This window comes from Nocardia sp. NPDC003963 (assembly GCF_053605105.1).
In genome coordinates this window covers 1,394,685-1,407,921 of the sequence record NZ_JBSGIP010000001.1, presented here as the reverse complement: position 1 = coordinate 1,407,921, position 13,237 = coordinate 1,394,685, and the positions used below count along the sequence as shown (strand labels likewise).

Annotated in this window: 13 protein-coding genes; 9 read left to right on the top strand and 4 right to left on the bottom strand. The window is 68.0% G+C overall.

The features are described from left to right. The first annotated feature begins 169 nt into the window (after positions 1 to 169). Positions 170 to 1,126: a hypothetical protein gene (locus tag ACWEWT_RS06500; RefSeq protein WP_452556822.1), complete on the top strand. Its 957-nt coding sequence runs from the start codon at positions 170 to 172 to the stop codon at positions 1,124 to 1,126. Positions 1,127 to 1,210: 84 nt separating this feature from the next. On the opposite strand, the gene ACWEWT_RS06495 is transcribed toward ACWEWT_RS06500, so the two are convergent. Next, complete coding sequence (locus ACWEWT_RS06495) at positions 1,211 to 2,050, bottom strand: SDR family NAD(P)-dependent oxidoreductase (protein WP_452556820.1); 840 nt, start codon at positions 2,048 to 2,050, stop codon at positions 1,211 to 1,213. Between the two features lie 223 nt (positions 2,051 to 2,273). Here ACWEWT_RS06495 and ACWEWT_RS06490 point away from each other — a divergent pair, with 223 nt between their 5' ends. Beyond that, positions 2,274 to 3,488: a damage-control phosphatase ARMT1 family protein gene (locus ACWEWT_RS06490; RefSeq protein WP_452556818.1), complete on the top strand. Its 1,215-nt coding sequence runs from the start codon at positions 2,274 to 2,276 to the stop codon at positions 3,486 to 3,488. Here the strand turns inward: ACWEWT_RS06490 and ACWEWT_RS06485 are convergent. Next, positions 3,443 to 4,498: an alpha/beta hydrolase gene (locus tag ACWEWT_RS06485; RefSeq protein WP_452556816.1), complete on the bottom strand. Its 1,056-nt coding sequence runs from the start codon at positions 4,496 to 4,498 to the stop codon at positions 3,443 to 3,445. The genes ACWEWT_RS06490 and ACWEWT_RS06485 overlap by 46 nt on opposite strands. Positions 4,499 to 4,633: 135 nt before the next feature. Here ACWEWT_RS06485 and ACWEWT_RS06480 point away from each other — a divergent pair, with 135 nt between their 5' ends. Then, entirely contained in the window at positions 4,634 to 5,686 is a 1,053-nt protein-coding gene (locus ACWEWT_RS06480; RefSeq protein ID WP_452556814.1) for a hypothetical protein, read from the top strand. A 58-nt stretch (positions 5,687 to 5,744) separates the two neighbouring features. Further along, positions 5,745 to 6,527 (top strand): SAM-dependent methyltransferase, encoded by a 783-nt coding sequence (locus tag ACWEWT_RS06475; protein ID WP_452557691.1) that lies wholly within the window; start codon positions 5,745 to 5,747, stop codon positions 6,525 to 6,527. A 55-nt stretch (positions 6,528 to 6,582) separates the two neighbouring features. Here the strand turns inward: ACWEWT_RS06475 and ACWEWT_RS06470 are convergent, their stop codons facing one another. Further along, the gene (locus ACWEWT_RS06470) at positions 6,583 to 6,984 is read right to left on the bottom strand and encodes a nitroreductase family deazaflavin-dependent oxidoreductase (protein ID WP_452556812.1); all 402 of its coding nucleotides are present in this window, start codon (positions 6,982 to 6,984) and stop codon (positions 6,583 to 6,585) included. A 180-nt stretch (positions 6,985 to 7,164) separates the two neighbouring features. Between ACWEWT_RS06470 and ACWEWT_RS06465 the strand changes: the two genes are divergently transcribed. Then, entirely contained in the window at positions 7,165 to 8,076 is a 912-nt protein-coding gene (locus ACWEWT_RS06465; protein WP_452556810.1) for a phytanoyl-CoA dioxygenase family protein, read from the top strand. A 77-nt stretch (positions 8,077 to 8,153) separates the two neighbouring features. Here ACWEWT_RS06465 and ACWEWT_RS06460 read toward each other — a convergent pair whose 3' ends face one another. Beyond that, positions 8,154 to 9,047, bottom strand: a complete 894-nt coding sequence (locus tag ACWEWT_RS06460) for a class I SAM-dependent methyltransferase (protein WP_452556808.1) — start codon at positions 9,045 to 9,047, stop codon at positions 8,154 to 8,156. 620 nt (positions 9,048 to 9,667) lie between these two features. On the opposite strand from ACWEWT_RS06460, the gene ACWEWT_RS06455 reads away from it, so the two are divergent. The 4 genes from ACWEWT_RS06455 to ACWEWT_RS06440 are packed head-to-tail and all read left to right on the top strand — an operon-like array spanning position 9,668 to position 13,219. Further along, positions 9,668 to 10,651 carry an ABC transporter ATP-binding protein gene (locus ACWEWT_RS06455; RefSeq protein WP_452556807.1) on the top strand — a complete coding sequence of 328 codons (984 nt, stop codon included), beginning with the start codon at positions 9,668 to 9,670 and terminating at the stop codon, positions 10,649 to 10,651. Then, the gene (locus ACWEWT_RS06450; RefSeq protein WP_452556805.1) at positions 10,651 to 11,463 is read left to right on the top strand and encodes an ABC transporter permease; all 813 of its coding nucleotides are present in this window, start codon (positions 10,651 to 10,653) and stop codon (positions 11,461 to 11,463) included. Before ACWEWT_RS06455 ends, ACWEWT_RS06450 begins: the two co-directional genes overlap by 1 nt. Then, positions 11,460 to 12,602, top strand: coding sequence for a sensor histidine kinase (locus ACWEWT_RS06445; protein ID WP_452556803.1), 1,143 nt, complete (start codon positions 11,460 to 11,462; stop codon positions 12,600 to 12,602). The genes ACWEWT_RS06450 and ACWEWT_RS06445 overlap by 4 nt, the downstream gene beginning before the upstream one ends. Further along, positions 12,599 to 13,219 carry a response regulator gene (locus ACWEWT_RS06440; RefSeq protein ID WP_452556801.1) on the top strand — a complete coding sequence of 207 codons (621 nt, stop codon included), beginning with the start codon at positions 12,599 to 12,601 and terminating at the stop codon, positions 13,217 to 13,219. The genes ACWEWT_RS06445 and ACWEWT_RS06440 overlap by 4 nt, the downstream gene beginning before the upstream one ends. The last annotated feature ends 18 nt before the right edge of the window (positions 13,220 to 13,237 follow it).

Sequence of the window (13,237 nt, the reverse complement as noted above, 5' to 3'; positions counted from 1 at the left end):
GGGGCCGTCGCGCGGGTCCGTCCTGGATATCGCCGATCGCCTCGTTCAGCCGTTCATCGGAGCGTTCGCGGATTTCCGGATCGACCGCAGCGGCTTCGAATGTCGTGGTGGTGTCAGGGCGTATCCCCGTGTCCACCACGCGCGGTGCTCCGATTAGAGTCCCTGAGCTGTGGTGATCGAGACGCACAGCGACAGCGATACGTGTGATCGGATACGAGCCTCCTGGATTCGAGTTCTGCTGGGGGTGGTGGTTCTCTTCGCCGGTTGTCTCGGTCCTGCCGGGGTTTCCGCGGCGCAGGAGGTGGACGCGATCCGGGAGATCGCGACCCCGCCGAACTATTCCGGCACCGTGGACAACAGTGCCGGTTGTGAGCGGACCTACGAGACCCGCGGCTACGAGCCGAGTTCCGCTGGTACCGAGCGTCATCCGCTGTTCCTCTACTTCGTGGGCACCGATATCGGCAAGGATCCCGAGACCGATCGCCGCGAGAACGCACCCGCGGCCGCGGCCGTCACCCGGGCGATGGCCCACCGCGGTTTCGTCGCGCTCACCGTCGATTACGACAACAGTGTCGCGGCCCTGCTCAGCGATCACGGTAATCAAACCCGCTGCCTGTTCGCGGCACAGGAGCCGCGCAGCCTGCTCGCGACCGCCTGCGCGCTCACCACCGTCGACTGCGACCGGGGTATCGCGGCCTGGGGGCACAGCCAGGGCGGTGCGGTCGCGCATCTCGCCCCGAACCGCGATCCACGGGTGCGGGCGGTGTGGGCCACCGGCTACGCGGGTGAGATGCCGTCCTCGCTCCCGAAGAACCGGCTGCGCGTACTGGCGGGCGAGAACGAGGACAACGGCGACATCGCTGCGTTGAACAGGGCGGCCGGTTTCACTTCCGGTGAATGCCCGGACGACGGCCGGAGTCAATGTCTGCGACCCGACGGTAGCGGCTGGGTGATCGTCCGGAAGTCCGAGGTGGAGACCGGTGCGGATCACTGCTGGTTCTACCGTCGTTCGTGCTGGGAGAGTGAGGTCTTCCTGGAGCCGAGCTGGGTCGATCCGCAGTCGGTGAAACCGTACGCGATCGCATCCAACGCCGACTGGGTGGCGCGCACCGCACTTGCGCCGTAGCAGGGTCGTATTCGATCGCGGGGCAGCGCGATCGCTGTCGCGGCGAGACGCCTCGGGCCCGGCTGCGGTGTCCGGTGATCGGCTCTACGAGCGGAGCGGTCGGCGGCCGCCGGTTTCCTCGCGCTTCGGATAGACACCATGGCCGACCTGCAGATAGGAAAGTCTGTCGGCCAGCCGGGTACTGAACCGGCGGACGAGGTCGTAGACGCGGGCGTCCTTACCGATGACAACGCGGCCTTTCCCGCGGGCGGTCGCATCGACCATCCGGCGAGCGACTTTCCCGGGTTCGGCCGAAAAGCCGCGGGCGAGTTTCTCGGGGGCACCCAGTTCCCGGGCGACCTTGCGGACGAGTTCGGTCCACACCGATCCCGGGAGCACCGTGGTCACGGTGATATTCGAGCGGCCACGCAGATCCTGGGCCAAGCCGTAACCGAACAGCGCCAGCGCGGCCTTCGACGCGCCGTAGATCGCCGACCCCGGCACCGGAACGATCGCCGAGAGACTCGAGGTGTTCATGATGACGGCCTCGGGACGTTCCAGGAGATGCGGCAGGAAAGCCCGCGACATCCATACCGCGCCGAAGAAATTCACCTGCATCAGCAGATCGATCCGGCTGTCGCTCAGTTCGGCCACCGGTAGGAGCTCCTGAGCGATCCCCGCGATATTGAACAGCCCGTCCACCCGTCCGTGGGCGGCGATCACCGAATCCGGGAACGCGGCCACCGCGTCGCGGTCGGCGATATCGAGTGGCCGGGAGAAGAAACGCGCCGGGTCCGACACCAGGGCGGCGGTGCCGGCGAGTGCCTGTTCGTCCAAGTCGGCGCCGACAACGACGGCACCCCGATCGACCAGCTCCAACGCCACGCATCGGCCTATTCCGTTGCCGGCCCCGGTGACGACGAATACATTTCCCGCGACCTGCATACCCGGACCTACTCCCTGCTACCTCGAAGCGCATTCAACGTATCAGGGTGCCCGTACGGCCGATCCGACGACCGCCGGCACAGTTCGTCTCTCCGGGCGGCCGGTCCTGCCGAGGGTCTCACCGAGCGGCGACCTCCGATCGCGCGCGGCGGTATGCCACGATTGCCCGCACCGCCGGGGTGGCAGCTGTGACCACTCCGCCGAACCCGCGAACGGAGCATCAATGCCCACCGGTACTCCTGATGCCCCGGTCATCGTGTCCACCGAACCGGAATCGTTCCCGTGGACGGTGCTGACCCGCAGACATCCGGCCATCATCGGTCAGGTCGCTGCCGCACACCCCTATCCGCCCGAGATCCGGCATCGTCTCGACGAGCTCCGTGCGCAGATCACCGGAACCGTGCAGCCGCTGCCCGAGGGCAGTGCCGGAAAAACGCAGTGGGACCGGTGGGGCCGGGAGATGTACGGTCGGCGATGGCTCGATATCCCCTTCCTCTGGGCCGAGAGCTACTTCTACCACCTGCTGCTGGACGCGGTGGGCTACTTCGGGCCCGGTCCCTGGCAGGGAATCGACCTGTTCACCCGCAAGCAGGCAGAACTCGCCGATCCCGCGCTGAGTGCCGAACTCTCCCTGGTACCCGAGAACGCCGCCGATTCACTCCGGCAGCGCACCACCGCCCTGATCCATGCCGCCCTGTGGGGGAACCGGGCCGATCTGGGCTTCCGTTTGTCCGGGCCGGCCACCGCGACCGCACCCGGGCGGATTCTCGATGATCACACCGTGGCCGTGGCCGACCATCTCAACGCTCACCCGGCCGGAACCATCGGCCTGATCGCGGACAATGCCGGTCGTGAGCTGATCCCCGACCTGCTTCTCATCGACCACCTCCTGCAGCTGCACCCGGCCCTCACCGTCGAACTGCACCTGAAACCGAGGCCCTACTTCGTTTCCGACGCGACCACCGCCGACCTGCTGATCACCCTCGAACGTCTCGTGCGCATCCCGGGGCGGGCGAGTACGGCGGCCACGCGGCTCGGTACCGCGCTCACGACCGGCCGCCTGCGTGTCCGGGCGGACGAGTTCTACTGCGCGCCCCTGTCCTTTCACGACCTACCCGATGATCTGCGCGCCGATCTCGCCCGCATCGATACGGTGATCGTGAAGGGCGATCTCAACTACCGGCGGCTCGTCGGCGACCGCCACTGGCCGGCCACGACATCCTTCACGGAGCTGACGCGGCACTTTCCCACCCGGGTGATCGCATTGCGGACGCTCAAATCCGAGGTCGCGGTGGGGATGGATGCCGGCGTCCTCGCGGCTCTCGAGGACGCCGAACCGGATTGGCGGACCAGCGGATCGCACGGCGTCGTGCAGATGAGCGGCCCGCGGGCTCAGCCGGCGACGGAACGCATCCAATCCCGCACCGCGGCCTGGTAGTCGGCAGTGTTGCGGGCGAGGTTCACCGAATGGCCGCTACCGGGTAGCACGTAGGCGCGCAAGCGCGCGGCCGGGGCGAAATGCGGGGTTTCGGCGGCGTGCAGCGTGGCCGTATCGGCGCAGACCCGGGAGCACAGCACATCGTCGCTGCCGTTGACCACGAGTACGGGGACGGTGATCTCGGTGGACATGGGCGGCAGGGTGGAGGTGAGGCCGTCGGGGTATTCGGTCGCGGCGAAAACATCCTTGGTCGCCTCGTCCACGGCCAGTACCTCGGGGTCCGAGGTCGCGGGCGAATGGAACGAGGATGCGCGCGTACCGGGCCGGGTGGTGAGATATCCGGTGTCGTAACCCCGTCCGGTGAATGCGGCGTCCTGCTCGGCCGGTTGGTAGGTGCCGACGATACCGAGTGCGCCCGCGACGTTCAGGCCGTGCGAGTATCCCGTCAACAGCACGCCGTCGACATCGTGATGTTCGGTCGCCTCCAGCACGGCTACGCCGGAGCTGAGCGAATGGCCGCCGGTGACGACCGTGCCGAAGGGCCGGGCGCCGGGGGGACCCGCGCGGAGGGCGCCGACCATCTCGTGCAGTGCCTGCGCGTCCCCGGTTGCGGTGACGCCGGTGCTCACCGGCCGGGTGCTCGCGCCGGTGCCGAGCCGGTCGACCACCAGGGTGGCGTAGCCGGCGGCGTTCATCGCGCGCCGGAAGTTGTAGGTCTCCGGCGCGTGCGGGAAATCCCAGTAGGTGGAGTTGTAGTTGGATCCCGGCATCAGCACCATGACGGTGTCGGCGTGGTCCCCGGCCGGTGTGCACAGTGTGGTCGCCACCGTGCCGCCGGCACGCAGCGGGAAGGGGATCGGTGTGCAGTGCGCGGGCTCCGGCTCGTCCGCGTGGGCCGCCACGGGCGTCTGGAAGGCGAGGACGGCAACCGCCGCGACCGCCATTCGTATCGCGATCGTCGACGGACACATCCGCCGCGCCCGGCCGAACGGAAACCTTCGTGCAGTCATGTGCCCGGGACCCTAACGGGGGCTGCGCGGACGCGCAACGCAGGTGACGTCAACGGCACTGGAAAATCATGGGGGACAGGTGGTCCGCTGCGCTTCGAGCACACCGGAGGCGGTCCGCGGAGCTAGGATGCCAGGGTGATCAGGCGGGCCGTCCATTGCGTCGGAAGCTTTCCGGCCGACGATACCGAGACCGCGATGCGAGCCATGCTCGATTCCGCGGGTCCTCGGCTCCGGACGCTGCCGACCGGGGAGACGAATCGCTACGAGTTCTATATCCGCCCGATCATCGAGGATCTGGTCGCGCAGGGCGCCCTCGAGGTGAAGCAACCCCGGGAGTGGCAGAGCAGCCGGGACCGGACGCGCCATCGCGTTCCACGGGGTAGCGCGCTGACCGCCGATTCACTCGCTCTCGGGTACACGAAGGAAACCGAGGAGGCACTCCCGGTTTTCGCCGAACTGCGCCGGACCCGCGCGCTCTCCGGGACAGCGCTGCAGATCGGGATGCCGACCGATTTCACTCTCGCCTTCGTCGCGCTGGGTGCGACCGGTGTGCTGCGGCACCGCCGCGCTTTCGCCGAGGCCACCGTCCGCGAGATCACCGCGGTGCGCGAACTGGCCGGAACCGATGTGGTCGTCCAGCTCGAGGCGACCGCCGAACTGGTGCTGATGGCCACGGCGCAACCGGTGCACCGTGCACTGGACATGGCGCTGGGATTATCGCGGGGGATCGCCGAACTGGCCGCCGCCGCGCCCGCGGGCACCCGCTTCGGGGTGCATCTGTGCCTGGGCAGCCTGCGCAACAGGGCGCGCGCCACACTCCGGGATACCCGGCCGCTGGTGGATCTGGCCAATGCGGTCGCCCGGCACTGGCCCGCGGATCGGCCGCTGGAATTCGTGCACGGCCCCCTCGCGGCGGGAGCTGTCCCGCCCCCGGCGCGAGCGGAGTTCTACACGCCGCTCGGCGATCTGGCGCTGGCCGAACAGACCGCGTTCTACGCGGGATTGGTGCACGATGTACCCACCGAAGCGGAACAACTGCAGATTCTGACGATGGTCGAGGAGGCGTTGGGGCGCCCGGTGGACGGTGTCGGCAGCGCCTGCGGTCTGGGGCGGCGGTCACGTCCGGTGGCCGACGCGCTGCTGGCCCGCGCGGACCGTATCGCGGGCGGGGGAGAGTCGAGAACATGAGTCCGGACCGGGTGGTCGCTACCATCGGTGGCGGAAGATCGGAGGGGCCGTGTCCGAGATGAAACGTATTCCGCAGGGCGTGGATCCACACGAGCCGCGCTCGGCCCGGGTCTTCGATTATCTACTGGGCGGAAAGGACAACTACGAGGTCGATCGCGCGCTCGCGCATCGTATTCTCGCGGTGGCACCGGAAACCCGGTCGCTGGCGTGGTTCAGCCGGAATTTCCTGCTGCACGCGGTGCGGACGGCCGCGGCGGCGGGGGTACGCCAGTTCGTCGATCTGGGCTCGGGTATCCCGACCTCGCCGAATGTGCACGAGGTAGCGCACGAGACGCATCCCGCGGCGCGCGTGGTCTACGTCGACAACGACCCGGTGGTATTCGTGCACTGCAACGCCCTCATGGGAAATCACCCCGGCGTGAGCGCGCTACACGCGGATGTGCGGCACCCGGCCGAATTGATCCGGCGACTCGAATCCGAATCGGGTATCGATTTCACCGAGCCGGTGGCGATCACCCTGGTCGGTGTCCTGCACTACGTGATGGACGACGAGCACCCGGCCGAACTGGTCGCCGGTTACCGGGATGCCCTCGCTCCCGGTAGTTATCTGGCGATCACCCACGGCGCCGATATCAGCCATCCGGAGATCATCGAGCGGACCTCCGACGACGCCAGGAACAGCTCCGCGCAGGTCCGATACCGATCGTGTGCGGAAGTGACCTCGTTCCTAGACGGTTTCGAGAACACCGGGCCGGGGGTGGTCCCGCTACAACAGTGGCTCGACGACGACCTTCCGGAGACCAAGCTGGTGCTCTACGGGGCTGTCGGCCGGAAGAACTGATCCCGGGGACGCGCAACGGAGCAGAACGCCGAACCGGAGCCGAGCGGTCCGGGACCTATTCCGCGGGGTCGAGTTCGCGGAGCACTTCGACACGTAGGAAGTCCGGCGCCCGGATCACTCTGCGCAGTACGAACCGGATGAGCGGCGGCATCTCGGCGGCGGTCTCGTCGTGCTGGATACGGGGCGAACCGGCCAGGTAGCGCCGGCGGCGGGTTTCCAGTTCGCAAACGCCGGCGGTGAGCACGTTCTGCACCCAGTCCGATTCGGCACCGTAGGTCAGTGCGATCACATAGCCGCCGTCGCGGCGAAAGGCCCACAGCGGTGTGCGGAAGACCCGGCCGGATTTCCGGCCGCGATGCACCACGACCGCCCATCCGGGCGCCCAGGGCGCGAGGTATCCGGTGGCCTTGTTGAGCCCGGCACGGTTGGCGCGGGCGATCCATCGTGGGGCCGGCATCGACAACTCCTCGCTCGTGGAATGTCCGCGACCAGGTTATCCCGTGGACGGCGGTATGCGGCCGTCGGCACGCTCCGGATGCCACGCCCCGCCCTGAACGCTCGGTCTTGTGTATCCGGCTGAGCGCGAACACAATTGGATGCTGTCGGCTTGTGGGCCCGTTTCGCTCGAGGAGCAGCCATGGACTCTGTGCAGTCGCCGCGCGCGGTGGACGTCATTCATTCGCTGGACGATCTACGGGTCGATCTGGCACGTCGTCATCGGGCCACCGCTACCACTTCGGAGGTCGATCCGGAAACGGTCGCCGCCGATCTGGCCGCGCTCGATCGCGACGGTTATGTCATCTGGGAGAACCTGCTCGGCGACGAGGAATGCGAGCGCCTGCGTATCGCGCTCGCGCCGCTGCTCGAGCGCAACGGCCGGAACACATTCGAAGGGCAGCGGACCCGGCGCGCCTACAACCTGCTCGAGAAAACGCGCGCGTGCGACGGACTCGTCGAACATCCGCGGGTGCTGGCTCTGCTCGACCGGTTGTTCCTGCCGAATTACCTTCTTTCCCAATTACAGGCGATCGATATCCATCCGGGTGAAGAAGCCCAGATGCTCCACCACGACGACGGGTTCTATCCGCTCGCGCGTCCCCGGCCACCGCTCAGTGCCGCGACGATGTGGGCGATCGATCCCTTCGCCGACGTCAACGGCGGCACAGTGGTACTGCCGGGTAGCCATCGCTGGGGCTCCGAACGTGTCCCGGCCGATTCCGATACGCGGGTGGCCGTGGCGATGCCGGCGGGATCGTGCACGTTCTATCTGGGCACGCTGTGGCACGGCGGTGGCGCGAATCGGTCCGCCGGTTCGCGACTGGGGGTGACCGTTCAGTACTGCGAACCCTGGTTGCGGCCCCAGGAGGCGTACACCCTGGCCACCGGCCGGGACACCGCACGCACGGTATCGGAGAACATTCGCCGGATGCTGGGCTACAGCATCCATCCGCCGTTCATGGGCGCGGTGGACGGTATGCATCCCAAACGTCTGCTCGACAGTTCCGAACCGGCCGCACCGGCGCCCGACCCGTCCGATCGGCCGGTGTGACCGGATGCCGTCCACGAAGGAATCGTGGACGGCGATCGCCGCGGAGCGCCGAGCCGGCACGGCGGCCCGGCGCGCCGTTACCAGCCGGAAGCGCTCGGGCCGTCCACCTTCCGGAGCACGATCCGGTAGAGCACCAGGTGCTGCTCGTCGAACTGGCGGATGGATGCCTCGAGGTAGCGCTCGTAGGCTTCGGTGACCCGGGCTCCGGCCAGTCGCTCCGCCTCGGACCGATGGGTCCGTAGCCGTTGCAACCATTGCGCGCAGGTGGTCGAGTAGTCGTGGCGATCGTTGACCACCGAGCGTATCTCGAAGAGTTTCTCCGACGCGTGGGCGAGCTCCGCGAGCCGCGGTGGATCCGATTCGGGGAAGATCTCGTTCGCCAGGAACTGCACATCGGTGATCGAGTTCTGGTCCAGTGGGCGATTGCCCTTACCGATCGTTTGAACCACGAGCCGGCCCCCGGGCCGCAGCATGCTGTGGCAGTAGGTGAAGAACGCGCGATAGGTCGCGGTACGTTCTCGGCGCGACAGCCCGAAACGCACGAAATGTTCGAGTGCGCCCACGCAGAAGACGGCGTCGTAGGGGGTTGCGGGACGATGATCGTTCCAATGTCGTAGGTGGACCTCGGTACGGTCCGGTATATCGGCGAGCACGTGGCGGTACTGGTCGCGGCTGAGGGTCAGGCCGGTGATATCGGCCTGCGGGTACCGGGCCGCGACGGCCCGCATCAGGCTGCCCCAGCCGCACCCGATATCGAGGATGCGGTCGGCACCGCCGATCCGGGCGTGCTCGATGAGATAGTCGAGTTTTCGCTGCTGGGCGCGTTCGAGATCGTCGCCGTCGGCCCACAGCGCACACGAGTAGGTCAGGCCGGAATCCAGCCAGAGCCGATAGAATTCGGTGCCGATGTCGTAGTGGTGTTCGACCGCATCCGCGGAAGCGCCCCGGTGTTCACCGATATCCGATGTCATCACAGATCTCCAGTCTCTGGTCGTTCCGGTGGTTCCGGAGCGGTATCGATGCCGCGCGCGGGACGGTGCGCCGCGGACGGCTGGGGAGAGCCCGGTGCGCACGGCTGTTGTCCCGATCTGCGCGGCCGGGGATCGGTTCGAGAGAGCCCTGCGCACGGTCGTGTCAGGGGAGGGGCTCGGAAGAAGTGTCCGGTTCCACCCGGCGGGCGATTGCTCCGGAACGAGGAGGTCTACCGGATCCCCGGTAGTCGGTCTGCAATACCTTCCATGGCAATGGATCGCGTTGCCGGACGGTTCCGGATCTCCGCGGCGTGCGGTCGGAGAACACGGGAGCCGGCCCGGCACCGTGATCATTCTACGGCCGCCGGGCCGAACGCGTCCAGACGTTGCATGTACGAATCAGGTTGGGGGAGCGCATATATCGCGCATCATCGACGATGATCCGTTGGGGCGTCCGCGCCGCCGGAACCGGCGGCCACTCTGCGCCTGCCAGTTGCTCGCACCGGCCCGTGGGACCGGCCGGTCATGACAAATGTCATCGCCGACCCGTGCACGATCCACCGGGATCCGGTGACTGCGCTTACTACAGATACGCGGCCGAGCGGCCGATCGTAGAGGCTATGAACAGCGCGAATTCCGATACGCAGTATTTGCGTGGACAGCCGCACGGCGGAGTCGTCGTCGCCCGCGGTCTGCGCCGGACCTACGGCCAGGGCAAGAACGCGTTCGAGGCGGTGAAAGGGGTCGACCTCGAGGTCGCGGAGGGAGAGGTCTTCGCACTGCTGGGCACCAACGGCGCCGGCAAGACCTCGACCCTGGACATCCTGGAAGGCCTCGCCGTACCGTCCGCGGGTTCGGTCGAGATCTTCGGCCTCGACCCGCGCCGCCACCGTGCCCAGGTCCGCGCCCAGCTCGGCATCATGCTGCAGTCGGGCGGGCTGCCCGCCGAACTGACCGTCGGCGAAACACTCGAGATGTGGCGGGGTACCTGTAGTAATCCCACCACCACGGCGAAGGTGCTCGCGCAGGTGGATCTGGGACACCGCACCGATGTCCGGGTCGGCTCGCTGTCCGGCGGTGAGCAGCGCCGGGTCGATCTGGCATGCGCACTGCTGGGACAACCCCGGTTGCTGTTCCTCGACGAGCCGACGACCGGACTCGATCCGGAGAGCCGCCGCGGGACCTGGCGGCTGCTGTCCGATCTCAAGGACGCCGGGGTGACGATGGTGCTCACCACGCACTACCTGGACGAGGCCGAGGCGCTGGCCGACCGGATCGCGATCATGCACCGGGGCGAGGTCGCGCGGGCCGGCACCCTGCGCGAGATCGTCGAGGGGCATCCGGCCCGGATCGTCTTCGACCATCCGGGGCTGCCGTTGCCGAACCTGTCCGCCGCGTCCATCGAGGCGCGCGCCCGGGTCACCGTCACCACTCACGATCTGCAAGGCGATCTGTCCGTGCTGCTGGGATGGGCGAACGAGCACGGTGTGCGGCTGGGTGGGCTGGAGGCCCGCGCCGCCTCGTTGGAATCGGTTTTCCTCGATATCGCGAACGACCCCGCCGCCGCGCCGGTGAACGACCCCGCACTGATCGGAGCTCTGTGATGACCACGACCGCGACACCCGCCGCGGGTTTCCGCCGCCGCCCGCTGGCCGCCCTCAGCAAGGCCGAGTATCTGCAATTCCGGCGGAACAAAACGCTCGTCTACCTGGCCACCGTGTTCCCGATCGGTTTACCCCTGGCCCTGTTCTTCATCGCGCGTCGAGGCGACACTCCGGCCGCGGATATCGCGGTGCTGACCTTCGAAATGCTCGCACTGGTGACCCTCTTGTTCGTGCAGTACTACTCGGTGCTGTCGATGGTCACCACCCGCCGCGGCGAGGGCGTGCTGAAACGGCTGCGGACCGGTGAGGCCGCCGATTGGCAGATCCAGACCGCGCCCGCCGTCCCAGGCGCGATCGTGACACTGGGTTGTACGGTGGTCGTCGCCGCGATCGTCTACGGGCTGGGCGCACCCGCGCCGGTGAATCCGGTGGCGCTGCTGCTCGCGCTGGTGGGCGGGATCGTGCTGTTCTCGGTGCTGGCGCTCGCGACCAGCGCGGTGACCAAGAACGCCGAGGCCGCGCAGATCACTTCGCTGCCGGTGATGACGATCGCGATGCTCGGCATGGCCTCCCTGCGCACTCTGCTGCCCGGTCGGCTCGCCGATCTGGCCGACTGGACCCCGTTCGCCGCGGTGTCCGACCTCGTTTCCCTCGGTATCGCCGGTAAACCGGCCACCGCCGCCGCGGATACGGCACTCGATTTCGCCGGTACCTTCGCCGAGCTCGGACGGCCGTTTGCGACACTGGCGATATGGACCGTCCTGGCGTTCGCGCTGACCCGCCGGAGTTTCCGCTGGGACGACCGCGGATGAGCCGGTGGACGTCCTGGTGGCACGAGCTGCCGGCGTCCGCGAAATTCCGGCTCTACACCGGGGTCACCTTCCAGGTCGCCATCGCCGCGGTGGTCGTCGCCATGGCGATCACCGTGCGGTCGCCGTGGGCGGTGGCGGTGGTCGTTGTCGCCGGTATCGCGGCGGTGGTCGCGGTCGAGGCCCGGGCCGATTTCGCGGTATCGCCCCGGTTGGCGTCCCATCGCTGGGCATGGATCGTATCGGTGGCGATACCGGTGGTCGCGTGGCTGGTCTGTGCCGTGGTGGCCCGGGTGACCGACGACGCCACGACCGATACCCGCGCCCGGCTGACCGGCTTCTATATCGCGATGCTGATCGTGTACTCGGTGCTCTCGCTGATCAGCAACAAATGGTGGATCCTGCTCGCGCTCAGCGTCGCGACAGGTCTGGCTTTCGGTTCCTCGCTCACCACGACGCTCGGGGTCGCGCTGCTGACCCTCGGCTCCGGCGCGCTGGTCATCGTGACGACACTGCTCACCGTCTGGGGCCTGCGGATGGTGGAGGAAATCGAGCGCGCGAAGGAGATCGAGGCCGAATTGCAGGTGGCCGAGGAACGGTTGCGCTTCGCCCGGGACCTGCACGATGTAGTGGGACGGGCGTTTTCGGCGATCGCCGTGAAAAGCGAACTCGCCACGGCACTGTCACGCTCCGGCGACTCCGCTCGTGCCGCGGGGGAGATGGACGAGGTGAGATCGCTGGCCGTCGAATCCATGGGGCAGATGCGCGAACTCGTCCGCGGCTACCGGGGAATCGATCTGACGAGTGAGGTGGCCGGGGCTCGTTCGCTGCTGGCGGCGGTGGACTGTCGGCTCATCGTCGAAGGCGACCCGGCCGTGGTTCCGCAGCAGTTCCACCAGGTCGCCGCCTGGGTCGTGCGCGAGGGGACGACGAATATCGTCGAACATTCCGCGGCGACATCGGCGACGCTCGCGCTCGGTGGTGCCGGGATGTCGCTGTACAACGACGGTCCGCGGGGCGCACCGGGGCAGCAGTCGGGTCTGCGCGGTCTCGCGGAGCGATTGGCCGCGGTCGGCGCGAGCCTGGACGTCATCGCCACGCCCGACCGGTTCGGGCTCGAAATCCGCTGGGAGAAGATTTGATACCCGTCCTGCTGGCCGACGACGAAACGCTCATCCGCGCCGCGCTGGCGACAATGCTCGCGCTGGAAGCCGATCTCGAGGTCGCCGGCCATGTCGGTTCGGGCGAGGAACTCGTGGCTGTCTGGAATGCGCGGGCGGCCGCCGGTGATCCGGTCGCGGTCGCGGTCATCGATCTGCAGATGCCCGGTATCGACGGTATCGAGACCGCCGCGCAACTGCTGCGGATCACCCCCGGCGCGGGCACCCTGATCGTCACCAGCCACGGCCGGCCCGGCTACCTCAAACGCGCCCTCGCCGCCGGTGTCCGGGGGTTCCTGCCCAAAACCACCTCGGCGGCGACCCTGGCCGAGGTGATCCGCACCGTGCACCGCGGCGGCCGGTACGTCGACCCGGAACTCGCCGCGGAAGCCATCAGCGCGGGCGATACGGTGCTCACCGCCCGCGAGGCCGACGTCCTCGAATACGCCATCGACGGTTCGTCGGTCGACGATATCGCCAGACGCGCGCATCTGTCGCCGGGCACCACTCGTAACTACCTGTCCTCGGCGATGGCGAAACTCGGTGTGTCCAACCGGTACGAGGCCGCTCTCCGAGCCCGGGAGAAGGGATGGATCTAGCCGGGCGCTCCACGACGG